Origin of the sequence: Cellulomonas sp. PS-H5, from assembly GCF_019265565.1 — a bacterium.
Taxonomy (GTDB): Bacteria; Actinomycetota; Actinomycetes; order Actinomycetales; family Cellulomonadaceae; genus Cellulomonas.
On sequence record NZ_JAHVCI010000004.1, the window covers coordinates 12444 to 34873 of the forward strand.

The window sequence follows — 22430 nt, forward strand, 5'->3', positions numbered from 1 at the left end:
CGGACGCGAGTCGTGGGACGTCTGGCCGCACTCAGCCGTATCGACAGGTCAGCGGGCTCCCTGCACCCCGGGCGCGGGTGATCCGGTGCCCCGATCGGGCGTCGACCGGGAGTCGGGCGGGTCGTGACGCGGCGGGATCGGGGGCCCGTCTGCGTTAGGCTGGGGGCAGACCCCTCGTGCGGCGTCATCTCGCTGAACCCCCCCAGGGCCGGAAGGCAGCAAGGGCAGGTGAGCTCTGGCGGGTGTGCGGGGGGTCCTTGCATGCCCGGACGCGGCCGAGTGCGGCCCGCGGGTCGCCCGGAGGTCGTCCGTCCCGGGTCGGACCCGGCACCCGGCCTCCGCCCCCGGTCGCAGCCGACGCCCCGCGAGGACGCGACCGCGGTCCGACGCGGCCGGACCCGGCGCGACGGGACGCTGGCGGTATGAGCACGACGACCCCCGGCCCCCGGCTCTCCGCCCGCGGCCTCGTGAAGCAGTTCGGCGCGACGACCGCGCTCGGCGGTGTCGACCTGGACGTCGCCCCCGGCGAGTCGGTCGCGGTGATGGGCCCGTCCGGGTCGGGCAAGTCCACCCTGCTGCACTGCCTCGCCGGCATCCTCGTCCCCGACTCGGGCACGGTCGCGCTGTCGGGGCGCGGCCTGCACGACCTCGACGAGCGCGAGCGCTCGCTGGTGCGCCGGCGGCAGTACGGGTTCGTGTTCCAGTTCGGCCAGCTGCTCGCGGAGCTGCCGGCGATCGAGAACGTGGCCCTGGCGCCGATGCTGCTCGGCACGCCCCGCCGGGAGGCCACGGAGCTGGCGGGCCGGTGGCTCGCTTCGCTGGGCCTGGCGGGCATGGAGGGCCGGCGCCCCGGGGAGCTGTCCGGCGGCCAGGCGCAGCGGGTGGCCGTCGCCCGCGCCCTGATCACCGGGCCCGAGGTGGTGTTCGCCGACGAGCCGACCGGTGCCCTCGACCAGGCGACGGGCCACGAGGTGATGCGGGTGCTGACGGAGACGACCCGGCTCGCGGGCGCTTCCCTGGTCGTGGTCACGCACGACGCGGGCGTGGCGGCGTGGTGCGGGCGGCGCGTCGAGGTGCGCGACGGCCGCGTGGTGGCGGACGAGCGCCGCGCCCCGCAGGGGAGCACCCGGTGAGCGCCGTCCTCGCTCTCGCGCCGCGGCTGCGCCGCGCCGGTGGCCGGGACAGCAGGCTGACGACGGCGCTCGCGGTCGCGGCGTTCGCCGTGATGACGGCCCTGACCCTGTCCGTGGTCGGCGGGCTGCTCGGCTTCGCGGGCCGCGCGGCCGACCCCGCCGACGCCTTCCAGCGCGAGTACGGCGACTCGTACGTCGTCTTCGCGTGGACGGCCGTCGTGCTGCTGGTCGTGCCGCTGCTCACGCTCGGCGGGTCGGCGGCCCGGCTCGGGGTCGCGCGGCGGGATGCGCGGCTGGCGACGCTGCGGCTGCTCGGAGTGACGCCCCGCGAGGTGGTCGCGCTGACCGTCGTCGAGACCGCCTGGCAGGGGCTGGCGGGCGCGGTGGCGGGGGCGGCGGGGTACGTCGCGCTCCTGCCGGTGTGGACGCGGGTGCCGTTCCAGGGGTCGACGTTCTCCGCGGGGGAGCTGTGGGTGGGCTGGCCCGTGCTCGCGGCCGCGTGCCTCGTGGTGCCGCTGCTGGCCGTCGTGAGCGGCGTCGTCTCGCTGCGCCGGGTCGTCGTGTCGCCGCTCGGGGTCGCCCGGCGCCAGACCCCGCCGGGGATGCGGGCCGTGCGCGCGGTGCTGGCGCTGGCCGCGATGGGTCTGTTCATGGTCGTGACCCTGGTGCTCGGGCAGCTCGGCGCCTTCGCGGTGGCGTTCGCCATCGGGTCGCTCGCGCTCGGGTTCGCCGCGCTCAACCTCGTCGGGCCGTGGGCGCTCGGGCTGGTCGGCCGGCTGCGGGTGCGCCGGGCCCGGACGCCCGCGCAGCTGCTCGCGGCGCGCCGGCTGGTCGACGACCCGCGGGCGTCGTGGCGGGTGGTGGGCGGGCTGGGGCTGGCGGGGTTCGTCGCCGGGGCGCTCGCGGTGGTGCCGCTGCTCGCGTCGGGGTCGGCGGGCGACGGCGCGTCCGCCGCCGAGGTCGCCGAGATGCGGACCTTCACCGGCGACCTCATGCGCGGGGCGCTGCTCACGCTGGCGATCACGTTCCTGGTGGCGGCGGCCTCGGCGGGGATCACCCAGGCGGCGACGGTGCTGGACCGGCGCCGGGAGTACGCGCTCCAGGTGCTCGCGGGCACGCCGGTGGCGCTCCTGGACTCGGTGCGGCGCCGGGAGGTGCTCGTGCCGATGCTGCTGGTCGCCGTGGGGTCGGCGGCGACGGCCGTGGTCATGCTGTCGCCGCTGTTCGGGGTCGCGGGCGTGACCGACCCGAGCGGGCTGCTGCTGCTCGTGACGTGCCTCACGGCCGGGTGCCTGCTGGTGCTCGGCGCGACGGAGACCAGCCGGCCGCTGCTGCGCTCCGTCCTGGCGGAGACGCAGGTCAGGCCGGACTGACCGGTCCGGCGGGCGGCTCGCGGGCCGCTGGCGGCGTTCCCCCGTGCAGGTGACGTCACCCGTCTCGACGCGCGCGTGCGAGGGTCCCCGGTGATCCTGGTACTCCACGTCGAGGAGGTTCGTCGATGGGTGACCATCTCGAGCAGGCGACCGCGCCTGCCCTCGGCGTCGCGCCCGGAGCCGGGCTGCGCCCCCGGGAGCAGGCGCTCCCCGCGGGCGCCGTGCTCGGCGGTCGGTACACGCTCGGCGAGCGCCTCGGGCGCGGCGGCATGGCCGAGGTCTACCTGGCGCACGACCGGGTGCTGGCCCGCGACGTGGCCGTGAAGGTGTTCCATCCGTCGGCGGGCGGCCCGGACGACGAGGAGCGGCACGGCGCCGAGATGCGGCTGCTCGCCCGGCTCGCCCACCCGGGCCTGGTGATGATGCTCGACGCCGGCACCACCGAGCTGCCCGGCGGCGAGGTGCAGGACTTCCTCGTCATGGAGCTCGTGCGCGGACCCTCGCTGGCCGCCCGGCTCGCGGAGGGCCCGCTGTCGGCCGAGGACGCGGCCCTGGTCGGCGTGCACGTCGCCGAGGCGCTCGCGTACATCCACGACGAGGGCGTCGTGCACCGGGACGTGAAGCCCGGCAACATCCTGCTGCCCCCGGCCGGCCGGTCCGGCGCGGGCGGCTCGTGGACCAAGCTGACGGACTTCGGCATCGCCCGCGTGCGCGCCGACGAGACCGCGACCGCGACGCAGGAGCTCCTCGGGACGCCGTCCTACCTCAGCCCGGAGCAGGCGACCGGCGGCCGGCTCACGGCGGCGTCCGACGTGTACGCGCTCGGGCTGGTGCTGGTCGAGTGCCTCACCGCCGAGCGGGCGTTCCCCGGGGACGCGCTGACGTCCGCGGTGGCGCGGCTGCACCGGCCTGTGCCGCTGCCGGAGCGGTTCGGGCCGCGGTGGGCGGAGCTGATCGGCTCGATGACCGCGCTCGACCCGCTGGACCGGCTGACCGCGGCGGGCGCGGCCGAGGAGCTGCGGGCGCTGCTCCGGCCGGGCGCGCTCGGCGTCGGGCCGGTGGCGGGGGACATCGGGGCCGCAGCGGTGCCGCTGGGCACCGTCTCGCTGCCCGGCGCCGGCGGGCCGGCCGAGCCCGGCGCGCTCGAGGAGCACCCGAGCGGGCCGCTGCCCGACGGGCCGCTCGACGCGGGGCTCGACGCCCGGCTCGACGCGGACCTCGACGCGCCCACGCTCGGCGTCGACCCCCGGCTGCTCGTCGGGCTGCGGCCGGAGCCGGCGGAGGGCGGCGCGGCGGACCCGGCGGAGCGCGGCGCGGCGGACCCGGCCGGCCCGGGGGACACCGAGGACGACGCCGGGGCGACCGCGCGCAGGCGGCGACGCGGCGCGGTCGTCGGGACCGCGGTGCTCGGCGTGGCGGCCGCGCTGGTGGTCGCGGGAAGCGCTCTGGCGCCCGAGGCCCCCGCGGCGGACCCGGCGGCGACGACGCAGGAGCCCGCGGGGGTGTCGCAGGGTCCGTCGGCGCGGCAGGACGGCGCTACGGCGGCACCGGCGGGCGAGGAGCAGGCGGCGGACGTGGGCGGCTCGGAGGCGGGCACTGTGACCGTCGCGACGGGTCCGGGTGCGGCGTCGACGACCGCGGACGGCGCGGCGGACGGCGCGGACGCGGGCGGGACGGCGGGACCCGCGGAGGGCGTGGTGGTGACCGGCGGCGCGCTGACCGAGGTGTCGACCTCCCCCGGCGCGACGGACCCGGTCGCGGTCGAGCCCGGCGCGGCGGACCCCGGCGCGGGTGACGGCCCGGCCGCCGGCGACGCCCCCGGGGTGACGGAGGGCGGGCCCGGCCCGGCGGCGCACGCGAACGAGCAGGCGCACCGCAACGCGGCCGAGCGGGCCGAGCGCAAGCAGGCCGCCGCGGGGGGCTGACCCGCCGCTGCGCGTGGACGGCGGCCGGCGTGGCACCGCCCGTCGCCCGCTGAGACGCGTCCGCGCCCGTCGCGCCCGCGGGGCTACCGTGCCCGGGCGGGGCCCGGAGCCGCCGGGCCCACCGGCGAGGAGGCGACACGTGCGGCGACGGCTGCAGACCTGGTCCGAGCTCAGGCCCCTGCTGCGGATGCGTCCGCTCGAGCTGGACCCGGTGGCCCGCCGGCTGTCCCGGGCGTACACGGTGCGGGACCTGCGGACGATCGCCCGGGCGCGTACCCCGCGGTCGATCTTCGACTACGTGGACGGCGCCGCCGAGGCCGAGGTGTCGTTGCGCCGGGCCCGCCGCACGCTCCGGGACGTGGAGTTCCGGCCGTCGGTGCTCCGCGACGTCGGCGACGTCGACCTGTCGACGACGGTGCTCGGGCGGCCCGCCGCGGCGCCGTTCCTGTACGCCCCGACCGGCTTCACGCGGATGATGCAGCACGAGGGCGAGCGGGCCGTGGCCCGGTCCGCGGCGCGCACCGGCATCCCGTACACGCTGTCGACGATGGGCACGACGTCGATCGAGGACCTGGCCGCCGCCGCGCCGGACGGGCGGAACTGGTTCGGACTGTACGTGTGGAAGGACCGCGGCGCCTCGACCGAGCTCATGGCGCGCGCGAAGGCCGCCGGCTACGAGGCGCTGGTCATCACCGTCGACGTCCCGGTGGGCGGCGCGCGGCTGCGCGACAACCGGAACGGGTTCAGCATCCCGCCCGCGCTGTCGGTGAAGACCGTCGTCGACGGCGCGCTGCACCCCTCGTGGTGGCTGAACTTCCTCACCACCGAGCCGCTGCGGTTCGCGACGCTCGACTCCTGGCAGGGGACGATCGAGGAGCTCGCGGGGCACATGTTCGACCCGACGGTCGAGCTCGCCGACCTGGCGTGGGTGCGGGAGCAGTGGGACGGGCCGCTCGTGGTCAAGGGCGTGCAGACCGTCGCCGACGCCGAGCGCGTGGTCGCTGCGGGCGCCGACGCCGTCGTGCTGTCGAACCACGGCGGGCGGCAGCTCGACCGGGCGCCGGTGCCGCTGACCCTCGTCCCCGGCACGGTGGAGGCGGTCGGCGACCGGGCCGAGGTGTACGTCGACACCGGCTTCTCGAACGGCGCGGACGTCGTCGCCGCGGTGGCGCACGGTGCGCGCGCCGTCATGCTCGGCCGCGCCTACCTGTACGGCCTCATGGCCGGCGGCGAGCGCGGCGTCGACCGGGTCGGCACCATCCTGACCACCGAGATCGCCCGGACCCTGCGCCTGCTCGGCGTGCGGTCCCTGGCCGAGCTCACCCCCGAGCACGTGAGGCTGCCGTGACCGAGACCCGCTCGCCCGTCGACCCCGGTCCCGCCGACCCGGGCCCGGCCGCCCCCGCCGCGACGCCGGACGCCGCCGTGCTCGCGGCCGTCCTCGCCGACCTGCGCGCCGCGTTGCCCGCCGAGGCGCTGGTGACGGACACGGACGCCCTGCGCGGCCGGTCCCAGGACGGCTCCGCGACCCCGCCCACCGGCGAGCCGGTCGCCCTGGTGCAGCCGTCGACCACCGCCGAGGTGTCCGCCGTGCTCCGTGCCGCGCACGCCCGCGGCGTCCCCGTCGTGCCGCAGGGCGCGCTCAGCGGGCTCGCCGGCGGCGCCAACGCCGTCCCGGGCGCGATCCTGCTGTCGACGGCGCGCATGACCGAGATCCGCCGGATCGACCCGGTCGACCAGGTCGCCGTCGTCCAGCCGGGCGTCGTCACGAAGGACCTGGTCGACGCGGTCGCCGCTCGCGGGCTGTTCTACCCGCCGGACCCGGCGTCGTACGCGCAGAGCACCATCGGCGGGAACATCGCGACCAACGCGGGCGGGATGCGCTGCGTGAAGTACGGGGTCACCCGGGACTTCGTGCGCTCGCTCGAGGTCGTGCTGGCCGACGGCGAGGTCGTCCGGACGTCGCCGGAGACCGTGAAGGCGGTGGCGGGGCTCGACCTCACGGGGCTGGTCGTCGGGTCGGAGGGGACGCTCGCGGTCGTCACCGAGGCGACGCTCGGGCTGCTGCCGGCGCCCGGCCCGGACCGCGGCGTGTCCGCGACGTTCGGCACCGTGGCCGACGCGTTGGAGGCGGCGAACGCGATCATCGCGAGCCCGCACCGCCCGTCGACGCTGGAGCTGCTCGACGGCGTCGTGCTGGCGTCGCTCGTCGCGTACGACCCGGGGGCGGGGCTGCCCGCGGGCGCCGAGGCGATGCTGCTGGCGATCACCGACGAGGCGGTCGGCGGCGTCGAGGACGTCGCGGCCTACGAGGCGATCGCCCGGGAGCACGGCGCCCTGACGGTGGACGTCGCGCACGACGAGCAGCGGCTGCACGCGCTGCTGCGCGCCCGGCGGGCGTTCAACCCGGCGATGCGGGCCGTGCGCGGCGGCAGCATCAACGAGGACGTCGCGGTGCCGCGCACCCGGCTGCCCGAGCTCCTGGAGCGGCTGGGCGACATCTCCGCGCAGGTCGGGCTGCCGATCGGCACCGGTGGGCACGTCGGTGACGGCAACCTGCACCCGGTCATCGCGTTCGACCCGGCCGACCCGGCGCAGGTCGCCGCGGCCGCGGAGGCGCACGCGCGGATCCTCGGCCTGGCGGTCGAGCTCGGCGGCACGGTCACGGGCGAGCACGGCATCGGCACCGAGAAGCGGGACGCCCTGCCGGGCGAGCTGGGCGACCGGGTCCTGGCGCTCCAGCGCGGCATCAAGCAGGTCCTGGACCCTCGGAACATCCTCAACCCGGGCAAGAAGCTCTAGAACCCGACGAGGTCGAGGGTTTCCCCGAGATCGCCGGGCGGAAACCCTCGACCTCGCCGGAAACCCTCGACCTCGCGGACCGGGGTGCGACGCGCGTCAGCGGCGCAGGACCTTGCGCGCCAGGAAGTTGCCCAGGAACTGGGCCAGCTGGACCATCACCACGATCACCGCGACGGCGGTCCACGTGACCACGTCGTTGAACCGCTGGTACCCGTAGACGATCGCGAAGTCGCCGAGGCCGCCGGCGCCGATCGCGCCCGCGACCGCCGTCATGTCGACGATGCCGACGAACAGGAACGTGAAGCCCAGGATGAGCGGGCCGAGCGTCTCGGGGACGATCACGGTCGCGATGATCCGCAGCGGCCCGGCGCCCATGGCGCGCGCCGCCTCGACGACGCCCGGGTCGAGCGCGACGAGGTTCTGCTCGACGATGCGGGAGGTCGCGAACGTCGCCATGATCGCCAGCGCCGGGATCGCGGCCTCGACGCCGTAGGACGCCCCGGTGAGCGCCTGCGTCAGCGGCCGGACCGCGGTGATGAAGATGATGAACGGGATCGGCCGGACGATGTTGACCAGCACGTTGAGCACGACGAACACCGGCCGGTTGGCCAGGATGTTGCCCGCGCGGGTCACGTAGAGCGCGATGCCGAGCACGAGGCCGGCGAGCCCGCCGATCGCCAGGGCGGCGATCGCCATCTGCAGGGTCTCGCCGAGCGCCTGCCAGAGCTCGGGCCACAGGGAGACGCCGTTGGAGTTCACGCGCCCACCTCCTTGCTCGCGGGGCCGGCATGGTCGCCGTCGGGGGCGTGCTCGATGACCTCGGTGTGCGCGCGCAGGTCGGCGAGGAACGCGTCGATCGCGGCGTCCGGGCCCTCCAGCGCGAAGGTGAGCGAGCCGAGCGGGCGGGAGTTCACCTCGGTGATGCCGCCGAACACCACGTGCCCGTCGATCCCGTGGGCGCGCAGCCGCTCGGTGACGATGATGCCGGCGGTCGCCTCGCTCTCCCGGATGGCGATCGTGACGATCCGGCCCGCGTGCCGCTCGCGCAGCCGGGCGACGACGTCGGGCCGCGGGCGGTCGTGCAGCGCGGCGCCGATGAACCGGCGCGTGATCGGCTGCGTCGGCTCCGCGAACACGCGGTAGACGTCGCCCTCCTCGACCACCTTGCCGTGCTCCATGACGGCGACCTTGTTGCACAGGTAGGAGACGACCGACATCTCGTGCGTGATGACGACGATCGTCACGCCGAGCTCGCGGTTGACCCGGCGGAGCAGGTCGAGCACGTCCTTGGTCGTCTCGGGGTCGAGGGCGCTGGTGGCCTCGTCCGCGAGCAGCAGGGCCGGCGACGTCGCCAGCGCGCGGGCGATGCCGACGCGCTGCTTCTGCCCGCCGGACAGCTGGTCGGGGTACTGCTTGGCCTTGTCGGACAGCCCGACGAACTCGAGCAGCTCCTTGACGCGGGCCTCGCGCTTGGCCTTGGGCCACTTCGCGACCCGCAGCGGGTACGCCACGTTCGCGGCGACCGTGCGCGACTTCAGCAGGTTGAACTGCTGGAAGATGAAGCCGATCCCGGCGCGCGCGGGGCGCAGGCCGCGCTCCTTGAGCCCGGTGAGCTCGGTGCCGTCGACCACCACCTGCCCCGAGGTCGGCGCCTCGAGCGCGTTGATCAGCCGGACCAGCGTGCTCTTGCCGGCACCGGAGTAGCCGATCACGCCGAACACGTCGCCGCGCTCGATGTCGAGCGTGACGCCGTCGACGGCGCGCACGGGACCTGAGGACCCGTCGAACACCTTCGTCACGTCACGCAGGGAGACCATCGCGGTCATCGGGTCACCGTCCTGGGTGGGGGTCGCCCGCGGGGTGCGGGTGGCGGGTGCCGGCGTCGCGCCGGCGGGCGGTCGTGCGCCGGGCGACCCGTGGGCCGCCCGGCGCACCGTGTGCGTCAGCCCGCGGCGCGGACCTGGTCCTCGAGCTCCGTGAGGCTGGCCTGCAGCTCCTCGGGGCTGAGGTCCTGCTCGACCGCGGTGCCCTGGTTCTCCTCCAGGAGCTGGCCGATGACCTCGTCGCGGTGGTAGATCTCGATCAGGTCCGCGTACACCGGGTTGTCGGCGTCCTCGGCCCGCGCCACCCAGATGTTGACGTACGGGCGGGCCGTGTCCGTGTCCTCGAGGTCGGAGTAGATCGCCGTGGTCGGGTCGATGCCCGCGTCGGCGGCGAAGTTGTTGTTGACGACCGCGGCGTCCAGGTCCTGCAGCTGGATCGCGGTCTGGTTGGCGTCGACGGGGACGACCTTCACGCGGGACGCCGCCTGGTCGATCTCGGCGGGGGTCGACAGCGCGTTGCCGCCGTCCTTCAGCGAGATGAGCCCGGCCGACTGCAGCACGAGCAGCGCGCGCGCCTGGTTGGTCGGGTCGTTCGGGATGGCGACCTCGCCGCCGTCCGGGATCTCGTCCGGGGAGGCGTAGCCCTGGGTCGTGTACAGGCCGAGCTGGTAGATGACGGTCGCGCCGATGGGCGCGAGGTCGTCGTCCGCGCTGACGTTGTAGTTGGCCAGGAACAGCAGGTGCTGGAACTGGTTGAGCTCCAGCTGGCCCTCGCTGAGCACGGTGTTCGGCTGCTGGTAGTCGGTGAAGTTCACCAGCTCGACGTCGATGCCCTCCTCGGCCGCGAGGTCCGTGAAGGTCGTCCAGTAGGCCTTCGACTTGTCGGTCACGCCGACGCGCACGGTCACCGGGTTGTCCGGGTCGGCCGTGGTCGGAGCGGCCGCGGGCTCGCCGCCGGAGCAGGCGGCCAGGGCACCCACGGCGAGGGCGGCGAGGGCGGCGGTCAGTCTGCGCTTCATGGTGGTGCTGCCTTCCGGTGGATCTGAGCGTGGGGCTCGGCTCGGGGCGAGCCCCGTGCGGGCCGGTGGCCGGGCCCGCGGGGCGGTGGCGTGCGGCCAGGCCGCGGCGCCGGGGTCTCGGCCGACCGGCGGGGCCCCGGGCCGGACGGCGGGCCGTCGGGGATCGGGGCCGGGAGGAGGTGTCCCGTCGGGCCGGTCGGCTCGCTCAGGAGCGTCGGGCCGGGCGGGACGTCCGCCGCGGGAGGGCCGTGCTGCGAGGGTGCAGCGTCAGCACATTCGCTGGCGACAGCACATGAGCCCGCAGGACGCCCCGGCCATGACACGCATCGGCTGCGCGCGGCGCTCGGAAGCGGCGTGGGTGCTCACGTGCTCGACTCCTGTCCCTGGGTGGGGGCGGACGCGGGCGACCCTAGCACCCGCCGGGAGCGCCGCGTCCGCGGGTCTCACGGCACCCCGGGTGCCGCGCGATCACGGTGCCACCGGGGCCGCGGTCCCGCCACCGAACGGGGTTGCGGCGCCCCCCCGGCGCCCACCGACGCGCCGACGGCGCCGACCCCGTCGCGGGGCCGGCGCCGTCCACCGGGTGCTCAGGCGTTCTCGCGGACCAGGTCCTCGAGGTCGGCCAGGTCGGACTGCAGCTCGTCGGCCGGCACGTCCTCGACCACGGCGGTGCCGCCGTTCTCCTCCACCAGCTGGTCGGTGACCTCGGGCGAGTGGTAGATCTCGATGAGCTGCTGGAAGACCGGGTTGTCGGCGTCCTCGGCCCGGGCGACCCAGAGGTTGAGGTACGGCCGCGCGGTGTCGGTGTCCTCGAGGTCGGAGTAGATCGCGGTGGTCGGGTCGATGCCCGCGTCCGTCGCGAAGTTGTTGTTGATGATCGCGCCGTCCAGGCTCTGCAGCTGCACCGCCGTCTGGTTGGCGTCGACCGGGACGACCTTCACCTTCGACGCGGCCTCGTCGACCTCGGCGGGCGTCGAGAACGCGTTGCCGCCGTCGACCAGCGAGATCAGGCCGGCCGACTGCAGGACCAGCAGCGCGCGCGCCTGGTTCACCACGTCGTTCGGGATGGCGATCTCGGCGCCCTCCGGGACGTCCTCCGGGGAGGCGTAGCCCTTGGTCGTGTAGAGGCCGAGCTGGTAGATCGCCGTCGAGCCGATCGGCTGCAGGTCGTCGTCGGAGTTCACGTTGTAGTTCGCCAGGTACAGCAGGTGCTGGAACTGGTTGAGCTCCAGGTCGCCCGAGCTGAGGATCGGGTTGGGCTGCGTGTAGTCGGTGAAGTTCACCAGCTCGACGTCGATGCCCTCGTCCGCGGCCAGGTCGGTGAACGTCGTCCAGTACTCCTGGGCCTTGTCGGTGACGCCGACGCGGACCGTGACGCGGTTGTCCGCGTCGGCGGTCGCGGTGGCACCGGCCGAGCTCTCGCCGCCGCCGGACGCGCAGGCGGCGAGCGACGCGGTGGCGGCGATCGCGGCGATCCAGGCGGTCAGTCTGCGCTTCATGGGGGTGTGCCTCTCGGGTGGGCCCGGCAGGGGACGTGCCGGGTCGGGGGTGCTGCGGGGTCGGGGGTGGTGCGGGGTGCGCGGCTACGGGTCGGCTGCCTCGCGGGGGAGGAGCCGGGGGAGCGGCGCAGGGCGGCGCTGCGCGGGTGCGGTGCGCCGGGACGGCGTGGGCCCCGGGCCGGGCCGTGGCCCGGGTGGCGGCTCGGTCGGCCGCCGGCACCGCTCGCGGTCAGGCCGCGGCGGTACAGCGACAGGCGAGGGCCCGCGCGGCGGCGCACATCGAGGGGCGGCAGGTGGTCGTGGCGTGCTGGCGCATCGGGCTGCCTCCTCCTCGGGCGTCGGGCGGGCCGACCTGGCCCGCGATGACGGCGAACCTAGCCGTGCGTCTCGCTTGATGGAACAGTGCGTCCGAGATGTGGGACGCGGTGACGCGTACGTGACGCGTCAGGGGCCGTGGCGGCCGCGGCGTGGCCGGGTCTCCGTGCGTCGCGACCGCTCGCCGGGCTCGGTCCCCAGCTCCTCCCGGAGGGGTCCCGGGATGTCGGCCGTCCCCTCTAGAGTTCTGGGGTGACGACAGCCCTGTACCGCCGCTACCGGCCCGAGACCTTCGCGGAGGTCGTCGGCCAGGACCACGTCACCGCGCCGCTCCGGCAGGCGCTGCGCTCGGGGCAGACCAACCACGCGTACCTGTTCTCCGGCCCGCGCGGCTGCGGCAAGACGACGTCCGCCCGCATCCTCGCCCGCTGCCTCAACTGCGCGCAGGGCCCGACCGACACCCCGTGCGGCGTGTGCGAGTCCTGCGTCGAGCTGGCCCGCGGCGGCCCCGGCAGCCTCGACGTCGTGGAGATCGACGCAGCCAGCCACGGCGGCGTCGACGACGCGCGCGACCTGCGGGAGCGCGCCACGTTCGCCCCCGCCCGCGACCGGTACAAGGTGTTCATCCTCGACGAGGCGCACATGGTGTCGCCGCAGGGCTTCAACGCGCTGCTCAAGATCGTCGAGGAGCCGCCGGAGCACGTGAAGTTCATCTTCGCGACGACGGAGCCCGACAAGGTCATCGGCACCATCCGGTCCCGCACGCACCACTACCCGTTCCGGCTCGTGCCGCCGGACGTCATGGTCGGCTACCTGGACCAGCTGTGCACCACCGAGGGCGTGACCGTCGGCTCCGGCGTGCTGCCGCTCGTGGTGCGCGCCGGCGGCGGCTCGGTCCGCGACTCGCTCTCCGTGCTCGACCAGCTCATCGCCGGCTCCGGCCCGGACGGGCTGGTCTACGAGGACGCCGTCGCCCTGCTCGGCTACACCCACGCGTCGCTGCTGGACGACCTGGTGGCGGCGGTCGCCGCCCGGGACGGCGCGAGCGCGTTCCGGGTGGTCGAGCGCGTGATCTCGACCGGCCACGAGCCGCGACGGTTCGTGGAGGACCTGCTCGAGCGGCTGCGCGACCTCATCGTGCTGGCCGCCTCCGGCGACGCCGCGGCGGCGGTGCTGCGCGACGTGCCCGGCGACCAGATGGCGCGGATGCAGCAGCAGGCCGCGCACCTCGGTGCGGCCGAGCTGTCCCGGTCGGCCGACCTCGTGAACGCCGCGCTGTCCGAGATGACGGGCGCCACCTCGCCCCGGCTGCACCTCGAGCTGCTCATGGCGCGCCTGCTCCTGCCCGCGCTCGACGACTCCGCCTCGGGCCTGGGGGCGCGGGTCGACCGGCTGGAGCGCGAGGGCGTGCGCGTCGCGTCGGGCCCCGGGGGTGCGCCGACGGCGCCCGCCGCGCCGGCCGCCGCCGCTGCCGCCCCCGCGTTCGCGCCTGCCGCGCCCGTCGAGCGGGTGGCCGTCGTGACGCCGCCGCCGGCCCCGCTGCCCGAGGCGTCGGCCGCCGCGTCGACGCCGCAGGGTGTCGCCGACGACGACGGGGCACCGGTGACCCCGGACGCGGCGCACGGAGCCGGCACGGTCGACGACGCCGCGGAGTCGACCCCGGCGGCTCCCGGTGCCGAGGCGGGTGCCGTCGACGGCCCGGCCGGGGACGGCGACGCCCCGGCGGACGAGCGGCGACCCGCCGTTCCGGTGCCGGCCGACGAGCGACGCCCGGCGGAGGGTCCGGCGCCGGCCGACGAGCGGCGTCCGGCGGACGGTCCCGCGTCGGCCGACGGGTCCGACCGACCCGTCCCCGCCGTCGCCCCCACGGCCGAGCGCGCGCCGGTCCCGCACGACGTCCCGACCGCCGAGCCGGTGGCCCCGCCGGAGCGCCCCGCCGGTGCCCCCGGGGGCGGCGACACCGAGATGCTCCGCCGCCGCTGGCCCGAGGTCCTGGACACCCTGGCCCGGCTCAAGAAGACCACCTGGGTGCTGATCAGCCAGAACGCGCAGGTCGTCGAGCTCGACGCCACGACCCTCAAGCTCGGCTTCGGCGCCCCCGGGCTCGCGTCGGCGTTCCGGTCCGGCCCGCACGCCGACCTGGTCCAGCAGGCCGTGCGCGAGACGCTCGGGTTCACGGTCAAGGTCGAGCCGGTGCTGTCCGGCGACGGCGCCCCGGCCGCGGGACGGCCCGGTCCCGCGACGCCCTCGCCCGCGGGTCGGGGAGGCGGCGCGCCGTCGGCGGCCGAGGCCGCGGCGTCCTGGGACGCCGCTCGACCGGCGCCCGTCCCCGCTCCCGTACCCAGCCCGGTGGAGGCGGCGCGGGCGCCGCACGACACCGCTGCGCCGGCTCCGTCCGGCGTCGACACGCCCGCGGACGACGACCCCGACGCGGCGGATCCCTGGTCCTCCGCCACCGTGACGCCCGCGGCCGGTGGTCGGTCCGGGGCCGAGACAGACGGCGCGTCCGGCGACGGCTCCGACGCCGGCACGGTGCAGGCCGACCGCCCCGGCGCGGAGGTGGGTCAGGCCGACCGCGCCCGTGCGGTCGCGGGTCAGGCCGACCGGCCCGGTGCGGGCGCGGGGCAGGCCGACCTCCCCGTCGACCAGCGGGAGCAGCAGGCGCCGGTACCCGACGGGTCTGCGGCGCCCGGTGGCCCGGCGGTCGCCCCTGTCGGCGTGGCGCGTGAGCGGGTGCCGGTCGTCGCGGTGTCCGACGACGGGTGGCCGGTCGTGGCCCCGCTCGGCGGCACCCGCGCCTCGTCCGGCACCACGACCGCCCGCGTCGACGTGCGACCCGAGGGCGGCGACGACCGCGAGACCCCCGCCGAACCGCGTACGGACGGTGGCGAGCGGCCGCGCCGTGACGGTGGCCCGGACGGTCGAGACGCCGTCCTGGGTGTCCCGTCCGCCGCTCGCGGGCGCGCCGGTGCCGAGAGCCGGGCGGGAGCAGCGGATGAGGCCGGCGCCGACCCGAAGTCGGCGGCGTCTGCTCGAGGCGCGGGCGACCATGCCGGGTCGAGCGGCGGTGCCACCCGGGAGGAGCGCGCCACCGCGCGCGGAGCCGGGACCGGCCGTCCCGCGGCCCGCCCCGCGGCCACCGACCCGGGCGCGCCGCCGCCGTGGGACCCGCACCCCGACGACCCAGGTGCTCCGGAGCCCCCGGACGACGACTGGGCGCGCGACGTCCCGCTTCCCCCCGACCCGGGCCCCGACCCGTACGCGGCGGAGTCCTCCGCGCGCCCGGCTGCGGCCGTCACGCCGTCGTCGGCGCCCACGAGCGGCGCGGACCGGGTCCGCGCCGCCGCCCGGGCGGCCGCAGCCGGCGGAGGCGCTGTCGCGACCGCGCCCCGAGTGACCTGGGCCGACGACGAGCCGTCCATGGACGACCCCGACATCGGCTCCAGCAGCCTGTCCGGCATCCCGCTCCTCGCCCAGGCGCTGGGTGCGACGGTCATCGACGAGCCGGTCGACGAGGGCTACTGACCCTCGGCCGGCGAGCCGTTCGAGGGGAACGCCGAGTCGTCCACAGGTGCGGTGGTCGTGCGTCGTCCCCAGGGCGGGTGTCGGCCGCCGGGGTCGTGTCGGTGGCCGTCGGTAGTGTCGTTCCATGGCATCTGACCTGCAGGGACACCCCGACGGCGACCCGGTCGCCGCCGGGGTGCTGCCGGTCTACGGGCCCGACGGGACCTGCCTGACGGACTTCGGCCCGGACCCGGTCGTGGCGGCGGGTGGGGCGCCGCGCACGGGTGAGCAGCGGCAGGTCGAGGCGATCCGGTCCTGCGAGCCGGGGCCGGTGCTGGATGCGTGGTTGCGGGGCCTGGACCCGGACGTGCTGCCCTCAGGGGTGCTGGTCGAGGTGATCGCCGCGCAGACCCGGATCGAGTCCTACCAGCACGCCCGGACCCTCGGCCTGATCGCCGAGCTCGCCTCCCGGGAGGAGATGAGCCCGGAGTGGTCCCCACTCGCGGGCGCCCCGCCGACCCAGGCCTGCGTCGCCGGCGACGAGCTCGCCATGCGCCTGGGCTGGCCGCTGGTGACGGCGACGAAGACCGTGCACCGGGCGCTGGTGCTGGACGGGATGCTCGGGGCGACCCGCGAGGCGTTGGAGGTTGGGCACCTCGACCCCGCGAAGGCTCAGGTCCTGACCGCGGGGTTGGCGGACCTGTCGTTCCAGGTCGCGCACGCGGTCGAGGACGCGGTGCTGCCCGACGCGCACCAGTGCTCCGTTGCCGAGCTCCGGCAGCGGGTGGCGCGGGAGATCCGGCTGGTCGACCCCGAGGGCGCCGCCGCCCGCCGGGAGCGCGCCCGGTGCACGAGGAGGGTGTCCCACCCGCGTCCGCAGCCGGACGGGATGGCCTCGATGTGGCTGGTCCTGGACGCGGCGGACGCGCTCCGCGTCGACGGGGTCCTCACGCACGCCGCGAAGACCGCCAAGGCACTCGGCGACGACCGCACCCTCGACCAGCTGCGCGCCGACGGCCTGCGGGACCTGGTGGTGGGCGACGTCCCCGCGTCGGATGGTCCGGCGTTCGAGGTCCACCTGTCCCCTGGGCTGGCGGTGCCGCCGGAGCCGAAGCGGTCGTGGAACGGTGCGACCTCCACCGACCGGGACGGGGTGGTGCTCACCCGCGCGGTCGAGCCGATCCCGATCGCCACCCTCACTCCGCTCGACGACACCGCCACCGCCACCGACGCAGCGCGAGGCGTACAGCACCCTGCCCCTCCGCCGGGTGTGGCATGCGCGCCGCCGGGGATCGCCACCGACACCGACGTCGACCTCGATGCGAAGGTCGAGTCCGCCACCCAGGTCGAGACCGACGCCGGCGTGAGGACCGCGTCCGTGCCCGCGCGTCACGGCTGCACTCGCTGCTCGGGCCGTCCGGGTGCCGAGGTCCGGATCGCCATCCCCGCCGCGACCCTGCTCGGCCTGGACGACCAGCCCGCCCACCTCGACGGCCACGGGCCCATCGATGCCGTCCAGGCCCGGGCGCTGGCGATCGGCGGGGTCTGGCAGCGAGTCGTCACCGACCCGCTCACCGCCCGGGTCCTGGACGTCGGCCGCGAACGGTACCGACCACCCGCCGCCCTGGCCGAGCTCATCCGCGTCCGGGACAAGACCTGCGCCGCACCCGGGTGCAGGGTCCCGGCGTGCGGCTGCGAGCTCGACCACACCCAGGAGTTCCACCCCCGACCGGGTGGCGACCCCGACGCGCCCCTGGGTCGCACCGATGCGGACAACCTGGGCCCGGTGTGTCACCGGCACCACCGCCTCAAGACCGACGGCGGGTTCCGGCTGCGGCAGATCAGCCCCGGGCTCTTCGAGTGGATCACCCCCACCGGCCACCGGTACCTCACCCGACCCGGTACCGGGCAGACCCACGACGCCACGGCCGACCCCTACGACGCACCACCCCCGTTCTGACTCAGGGGGTTCGGACCTCCGGGTCGTGGCCCGCCCTGCCCGCCTGCCCGGCCTGCCCTGCCCGCCCGCCCTGCCCGCCCGCCCTGCCCGCCCGCCCGCCCTGCCCGCCTGACCCGTCCGCCTGGCTCGCCCGCCTCGTGCGGCCCGCCCGCCTGCCCGCCCTGCCCGCCTGCCCGGCCTGCCCGCCTGACCCGTCCGCCTGGCTCGCCCGCCTCGTGCGACCTGCCGCCCGCCCCGGTTCTCCGACCCGGATGCGCGGGCACGCGGGTTGTCGGCGGCGGGACGTAGGCTGTGCGGCGTGTACGAGGGCGCGGTCCAGGACCTGATCGACGAGCTGGGGCGGCTGCCCGGCGTCGGTCCCAAGAGCGCGCAGCGGATCGCGTTCCACATCCTCGCGGCGGACCCCACGGACGTGCGCCGCCTGGTGGACGCGCTGACCGAGGTGAAGGCCAAGGTCCGGTTCTGCGTGCAGTGCGGCAACGTGGCCGAGGAGGACCTCTGCCGCATCTGCCGCGACCCGCGTCGGTCGCCCGCGGTGCTGTGCGTGGTCGAGGAGCCGAAGGACGTCGTCGCGATCGAGCGCACCCGCGAGTTCCGCGGCAGGTACCACGTGCTCGGCGGCGCCATCAACCCGATCGCGGGCGTCGGGCCGGACGACCTGCGCATCAAGGACCTCATGACCCGGCTGGCCGACGGCACCGTCACCGAGGTGATCCTGGCGACGGACCCGAACGTCGAGGGCGAGGCCACCGCCACCTACCTCGCCCGCCTCCTCGTGCCGATGGGCTTGACGATCAGCCGGCTCGCGTCGGGCCTGCCGGTCGGCGGCGACCTGGAGTACGCGGACGAGGTGACGCTCGGTCGGGCGTTCGAGGGCCGGCGCCGCATCAGCGCCTGACGCCGGAGCCCCTGCCCGGTGGGGGGGTGCCGACGAGCCCGCTCGGCCGGCGCCCGCGCGCCGTCCGATTCGTCCCGACGGTCCTCGCCGTCCCGCGTGTCGAGCCCGCCGGCGGGCGTGTCGCGATCCGGAGGGGCAGCATGGCCCCCGTGACCGCACCCGAGGACGACCTGCGCGTGGCGACCGACTCGGCCCAGGTGGACGACCTGGCGCTCGACCCGGAGGCCGCCGACCTGCGCGCCGTCGCGGACTCGACGGCGCGGGAGTGCCGCGCGTTCCTCACGACGGTCACGGAGGTGGCGTCGGGGAGCAACCCGGACGCCGCGATCCCGCTGCTGCTGCTCGCCGTCTCGGACGTGCTGGCGGTCGGTGCGCGGCTCGGGGCGATCGTCGACGTCGTGCCCACGGACCGGTTCGAGCCGGACGTCGGCCCGGACCCGGACGTCGAGCCGCTGCGCACCGCGCTGGCGGAGGTGCTCGACGGCGTGGACGACTACGCCGAGGTGGTGGACCCCGTCCTGGGCGGCGAGGTCACCACGTCCACGCTGTCGGGGGACCTGGTGGCGGTCGCGGGCGCGCTGCTGCAGGGGCTGCGGCACCACGAGCGCGGCCACGTCCTCGAGGCGCTGTGGTGGTGGCAGTTCTCCTACCTGTCGACCTGGGGCGAGCGCGCGGCGAGCGTGCTGCGCACGCTGCAGACCCTGCTGGCGCACCTGCGCCTCGACGTCGACGACGACGTGGCGGCCGAGGCGGAGTACGACGCGCTGCAGCCCTGACGCGCACGGCGGCGGCGCGGTGCTCGGGCGTCAGGCCACCGTCCACCGGCGGAGGTCGCCCCGGGCCCGGTAGCCGAGCTTCCGCAGCGCCCGGCTCATGTGGTTCTCGACGGTGCGGACGCTCAGGTGCAGCTTCTCGGCGATCTGCCGGTTGCTGAGCCCGTCCCTCCCCAGTGCCGCGACCTCGCGCTCCCGGTCGGACAGCGGCTCCGCGCTGACCGGTCGCGCGCGGTGGTCCGCGGCCGTGCCGTCGTCCAGGCCGAGCAGCTCGCGGGCCGCGGCGGTCAACGTGCTGGTGACGCGCGGATGCACGCGAGGGAGCGCCGCCGCGACGGCCGCCGTGTCCCGGTCGGCGAGCGCGAGCTGCAGGTCGAGGTACGGGTCCAGGAGCGGGAGCACGACGCCGCGTCGGGTCGCGCGGACGGCCGCGGCGCGCTCGGCGGTGAGCGGCGGGGGAGCGAACGCCCACGTCACGAGCGCCGGCTGTCGGAGCCCCGCCTCCGCGTAGGACGAGCCTGCGCGCCAGGCGATCTCGGCGCCGGTCGTCCGGTCGCCCTCGGCCACGGCGACCGCGATCGCGCCGACCACGCGGAGCGACCGGATCAGGGGCCGGTACAGCCGCGGCGTCTTCTCCAGCTCGCGGAGGAGCGCGCGTGCCAGGTCGACGTTCCCCGCGCCCACCTGCAGCACGGCCCCGAGGGCCAGGCCGCGGCGGTAGTAGGTCGTCTCGATCGGGCCGGCGGGGCCGAGCCGCAGGGCGGTGCTGAGCACCCGCCAGGCGGCCTCGATCTCGCCGGTGAAGCAGAGGACCTCGGCGAGCACGGTGGCGTGCACCCGGATGCCGAAGGCGTCGTACGCGTCGTAGGCGGCGCTGAGCAGGAGACGCTCGTGCCGCTCGGCCTCGTCGAGCCGGCCGAGGAGGGTGAGGCACTCGCCCCGGAGGGCGATCCGGTAGTGCCGGACCTCGTCGGCGTCGGGGGCCGGCCCGCGGTCGGCGTCGTCGGCGCGGTCGAGGACGGCCAGGGCGAGGTCGGGTCGTCCGGCCTCCAGCAGGGCGGCCGCGGTCAGCGGGCCGGGGGCGCCGCGGAAGGCGGTCGCGGTGACGCGCGGAGGGTCGGCGGCGGCGACGTCCTCGGGTGACCGCCCGTCCCGGATCTCCGTGACCAGCCGCTGCTTGAGGTCCTCGAGGGCGTCGAGCCGGCCGGAGCCGTCGGTCTCGGAACCCGGCGGAGGACCCCCGGTGCCGGCGTCGTCGCCGCGGCCCTCCGGGGCGTCGTCCCCGCGCCAGGACTCCCACCTGCTGCGGTAGTACCGGTACGTCAGCGCGTCGTCGTCGGTGTCCTCCGGGCCCCGGGTCGTGTCGCGGAACACGGCGGCGATCTGGTCGCGCGCGGGTCGCCGCATGAGCTGCGCCAGGTACGCGGTGGCGGTGCCCAGCCGCGGGTCGGCCGACCACGCGGCGTGCGCGGACGCCTCGGCCGCGGCCGCGCGCTCGTGCACGACGCCGGTGACCTGCGTGCTCCACCGCAGGACGTCGGCGCTGCCGGCGGCGTCCCGGGCGAGCAGGGAGGTGAGGTCCGGCCGCGGGGGGTCGACGACGGCGACGACGTCACCGACCGCGGCGCGCGCCGCGGCCAGCAGCCGACGGCGGTGCGGCGGGGCGACCCGGTCCCGAAGTGCCCGGGCCAGTGCCGGCGGTGCGACGACGAGCAGGGCGTCGGCCCCGCCCGCCTCGTTCTCGACCACCCGGCCCTGGTCCGCCAGGTCGTCCAGCAGGGCGGGTTCGACCAGCTGCGCCGCTGCCCCGGGCGCGACGGGACCGACGACGGCGAGGCGCTCGAGCGCGTCCACCCGGGCACCGTCCAGGGTGGCGAGGAACAGCGCCGCGACGGCGTCCGCCGGCACCTCCAGCAGCCGCCCGTCGTCGACGTGCCGGCCCGCCTCGCGGCGCAGCGCGCCGGTGGCGCGCGCCGCCGACAGCAGGGCGACCGCGGCGCCGGGGTTCCCGCCGGACTGCGCGAGGAGGGCGCTGGTGAGCGCGGCGTCGGCCTGGCCGCCGAGCACGGTCGCCACGAGCGCGCTCAGCGCCGCGAGGCCGAGCGGCGGGACGCGGACCTCGGCCGGCGCACGGGCGACGAGCAGCTCGCGCGGTCCGCCGGGCGCGGTGCGCAGCAGGTCGGCCGTGGTCGCGGCGACGAGCCGGCAGCCGGTGCGCACCAGGGCGCGCTGCACGACGCGCAGGCTGCCGGGGTCGAGCCGGTCCACGTCGTCGACGAGCAGGACGCTGCGCGGGGCCGTGAGCTCGTCCGCCAGCCAGGCGGTCAGGCCGGTCTCGTCCGGGACGCGCGGCGGCGCCGAGGGGTGGTCCAGCACCGCCGCGAACGGCGCCGGCCCGCTCGCCCGCAGCAGCACGCCGGGCAGCCGGCGGTCCGACAGATCGGCGCGCAGGGCCTCGAGCGTCGCGGACTTCCCGATCCCCCGCTCGCCGCGCAGCACCACGTCGCGCCCGGCCGCCAGCCAGCGGCGCACCGCGATCAGGGCCTCGTCCCGGCCGCCGCCGCTCATCGTGCTCCCACCCCGCTGCACCCCCCGCGGTGCGCGACGCGCCGGACCGGCGCCCGCCCGTGACCGCCCGGGGCCAGCGTAGGCCCGCGGTTCGCGCGCCGAGGGGGTAGCGGACACGGGGCGGGGGGGGGGCGCGGGGGGGGGGGGGGGCCCCCCCCCCCCCCCCCCGGGGGGGGCCCCCCCGCGACGTGTCGCGTGCTTGCTCGCAGTGCGCGGTGGCGCGGTGCGCGGGCCGGGGTCCTCGGGGCGGGGTGCGGGGTACGCCGGGTGCGCGGGGTGCGATGGCGCGGCGCGCCGCCCGCTTCCGCCGCGGGGTCAGGCGACGGTGGTGTCGAGCTGGACGTCGATGTTGCCGCGGGTGGCGTTCGAGTACGGGCACACCTGGTGGGCCTGCTCGACGAGCTTCTCCGCCGTGGCCTGGTCGACGCCGCCGATCTCGACGTGCAGCGCGGCGCTCAGGGTGTAGCCGCCGGTGCCGTTGGGGAGGATGCCGATGTCGGCGACCACCGCGGAGTCGCGGATCGGCGTCTTGGCGGCCGACGCGACGCCCTTGAGCGCGGAGTGGAAGCACGCGGCCCAGCCGGCGGCGAACAGCTGCTCGGGGTTGGTGCCGCCCCCGGGGCCGCCCATGGGCGCCGGGACGGCGAGCGTCAGGTCGAGGACGCCGTCGTCGCTGGTGACCTGGCCTCCCGCGCGGCCCTCGCCGGTCGAGGTGGCGGTGGCGGTGTAGAGCGCGCTCATGGGGACAACCTCTAGGTAGACGAACTAGTACGTCTATGTATGCCACAGATCGGCCGCGCGTGCCAGACTGGCTCACCGGCGAGCGCCCCGGCCCGCC

The 22430-nt window shown here is 76.7% G+C and carries 15 protein-coding genes and 1 other RNA gene; 10 read left to right on the top strand and 6 right to left on the bottom strand.

What is annotated here, in order from left to right; all coding sequences use genetic code 11:
- Window positions 1-165 precede the first annotated feature (165 nt).
- The 6 genes from ffs (at window position 166) to J5O08_RS03200 (ending at window position 7233) form a co-directional block, all read left to right on the top strand.
- Window positions 166-262: signal recognition particle sRNA small type (gene ffs / locus J5O08_RS03175), an RNA gene on the top strand.
- A gap of 160 nt (window positions 263-422) precedes the next feature.
- Window positions 423-1133 carry an ABC transporter ATP-binding protein gene (locus J5O08_RS03180; RefSeq protein ID WP_218705397.1) on the top strand — a complete coding sequence of 237 codons (711 nt, stop codon included), beginning with the start codon at window positions 423-425 and terminating at the stop codon, window positions 1131-1133.
- On the top strand, window positions 1130-2506 hold the full coding sequence (locus J5O08_RS03185) for an FtsX-like permease family protein (protein WP_218705399.1): 1377 nt from the start codon (window positions 1130-1132) through the stop codon (window positions 2504-2506). Before J5O08_RS03180 ends, J5O08_RS03185 begins: the two co-directional genes overlap by 4 nt.
- 125 nt (window positions 2507-2631) lie before the next feature.
- A complete protein-coding gene (locus J5O08_RS03190; RefSeq protein ID WP_218705400.1) occupies window positions 2632-4431 on the top strand; it encodes a serine/threonine-protein kinase in 1800 nt (599 codons plus the stop codon).
- A gap of 139 nt (window positions 4432-4570) precedes the next feature.
- Complete coding sequence (locus J5O08_RS03195; RefSeq protein ID WP_308281302.1) at window positions 4571-5779, top strand: alpha-hydroxy acid oxidase; 1209 nt, start codon at window positions 4571-4573, stop codon at window positions 5777-5779.
- The gene (locus J5O08_RS03200) at window positions 5776-7233 is read left to right on the top strand and encodes an FAD-binding oxidoreductase (protein ID WP_218705401.1); all 1458 of its coding nucleotides are present in this window, start codon (window positions 5776-5778) and stop codon (window positions 7231-7233) included. The genes J5O08_RS03195 and J5O08_RS03200 overlap by 4 nt, the downstream gene beginning before the upstream one ends.
- Before the next feature lie 96 nt (window positions 7234-7329).
- On the opposite strand, the gene J5O08_RS03205 is transcribed toward J5O08_RS03200, so the two are convergent.
- From J5O08_RS03205 to J5O08_RS03220, 4 genes are all read right to left on the bottom strand, one after another.
- A complete protein-coding gene (locus tag J5O08_RS03205; RefSeq protein ID WP_210417435.1) occupies window positions 7330-7929 on the bottom strand; it encodes an ABC transporter permease subunit in 600 nt (199 codons plus the stop codon).
- Window positions 7930-7988: 59 nt separating this feature from the next.
- On the bottom strand, window positions 7989-9059 hold the full coding sequence (locus J5O08_RS03210) for a methionine ABC transporter ATP-binding protein (protein ID WP_218705402.1): 1071 nt from the start codon (window positions 9057-9059) through the stop codon (window positions 7989-7991).
- 116 nt (window positions 9060-9175) lie between these two features.
- Entirely contained in the window at window positions 9176-10075 is a 900-nt protein-coding gene (locus J5O08_RS03215; protein ID WP_218705403.1) for a MetQ/NlpA family ABC transporter substrate-binding protein, read from the bottom strand.
- Window positions 10076-10662: 587 nt separating this feature from the next.
- On the bottom strand, window positions 10663-11574 hold the full coding sequence (locus tag J5O08_RS03220; protein ID WP_218705404.1) for a MetQ/NlpA family ABC transporter substrate-binding protein: 912 nt from the start codon (window positions 11572-11574) through the stop codon (window positions 10663-10665).
- A gap of 567 nt (window positions 11575-12141) precedes the next feature.
- Between J5O08_RS03220 and J5O08_RS03225 the strand changes: the two genes are divergently transcribed.
- The 4 genes from J5O08_RS03225 to J5O08_RS03240 all read left to right on the top strand — a co-directional run bounded on the left by J5O08_RS03225 (window position 12142) and on the right by J5O08_RS03240 (window position 19027).
- A complete protein-coding gene (locus tag J5O08_RS03225; protein ID WP_308281303.1) occupies window positions 12142-15414 on the top strand; it encodes a DNA polymerase III subunit gamma and tau in 3273 nt (1090 codons plus the stop codon).
- A 124-nt stretch (window positions 15415-15538) separates the two neighbouring features.
- Window positions 15539-17353: an HNH endonuclease signature motif containing protein gene (locus tag J5O08_RS03230; protein WP_218705405.1), complete on the top strand. Its 1815-nt coding sequence runs from the start codon at window positions 15539-15541 to the stop codon at window positions 17351-17353.
- Window positions 17354-17651: 298 nt separating this feature from the next.
- Entirely contained in the window at window positions 17652-18251 is a 600-nt protein-coding gene (recR, locus tag J5O08_RS03235; RefSeq protein WP_147794914.1) for a recombination mediator RecR, read from the top strand.
- A 197-nt stretch (window positions 18252-18448) separates the two neighbouring features.
- Complete coding sequence (locus J5O08_RS03240) at window positions 18449-19027, top strand: DUF5063 domain-containing protein (RefSeq protein WP_371300529.1); 579 nt, start codon at window positions 18449-18451, stop codon at window positions 19025-19027.
- Window positions 19028-19057: 30 nt separating this feature from the next.
- Here the strand turns inward: J5O08_RS03240 and J5O08_RS03245 are convergent, their stop codons facing one another.
- Both J5O08_RS03245 and J5O08_RS03250 read right to left on the bottom strand, forming a co-directional pair.
- Window positions 19058-21592 (bottom strand): LuxR C-terminal-related transcriptional regulator, encoded by a 2535-nt coding sequence (locus J5O08_RS03245; RefSeq protein ID WP_218705406.1) that lies wholly within the window; start codon window positions 21590-21592, stop codon window positions 19058-19060.
- A 315-nt stretch (window positions 21593-21907) separates the two neighbouring features.
- Window positions 21908-22333: an organic hydroperoxide resistance protein gene (locus J5O08_RS03250; protein WP_217615048.1), complete on the bottom strand. Its 426-nt coding sequence runs from the start codon at window positions 22331-22333 to the stop codon at window positions 21908-21910.
- Between the last annotated feature and the right edge of the window lie 97 nt (window positions 22334-22430).

What these genes read in the sequence shown, in the direction of transcription:
- J5O08_RS03180 (WP_218705397.1), top strand. Translation starts at nt 423, where the DNA reads ATGAGCACGACGACCCCCGGCCCCCGGCTCTCCGCCCGCGGCCTCGTG.
- J5O08_RS03190 (WP_218705400.1), top strand. Translation starts at nt 2,632, where the DNA reads ATGGGTGACCATCTCGAGCAGGCGACCGCGCCTGCCCTCGGCGTCGCG.
- J5O08_RS03205 (WP_210417435.1), bottom strand. Translation starts at nt 7,929, where the DNA reads ATGGCGATCGCCGCCCTGGCGATCGGCGGGCTCGCCGGCCTCGTGCTC.
- J5O08_RS03210 (WP_218705402.1), bottom strand. Translation starts at nt 9,059, where the DNA reads ATGACCGCGATGGTCTCCCTGCGTGACGTGACGAAGGTGTTCGACGGG.
- J5O08_RS03215 (WP_218705403.1), bottom strand. Translation starts at nt 10,075, where the DNA reads ATGAAGCGCAGACTGACCGCCGCCCTCGCCGCCCTCGCCGTGGGTGCC.
- J5O08_RS03220 (WP_218705404.1), bottom strand. Translation starts at nt 11,574, where the DNA reads ATGAAGCGCAGACTGACCGCCTGGATCGCCGCGATCGCCGCCACCGCG.
- J5O08_RS03230 (WP_218705405.1), top strand. Translation starts at nt 15,539, where the DNA reads ATGGCATCTGACCTGCAGGGACACCCCGACGGCGACCCGGTCGCCGCC.
- J5O08_RS03245 (WP_218705406.1), bottom strand. Translation starts at nt 21,592, where the DNA reads ATGAGCGGCGGCGGCCGGGACGAGGCCCTGATCGCGGTGCGCCGCTGG.
- J5O08_RS03250 (WP_217615048.1), bottom strand. Translation starts at nt 22,333, where the DNA reads ATGAGCGCGCTCTACACCGCCACCGCCACCTCGACCGGCGAGGGCCGC.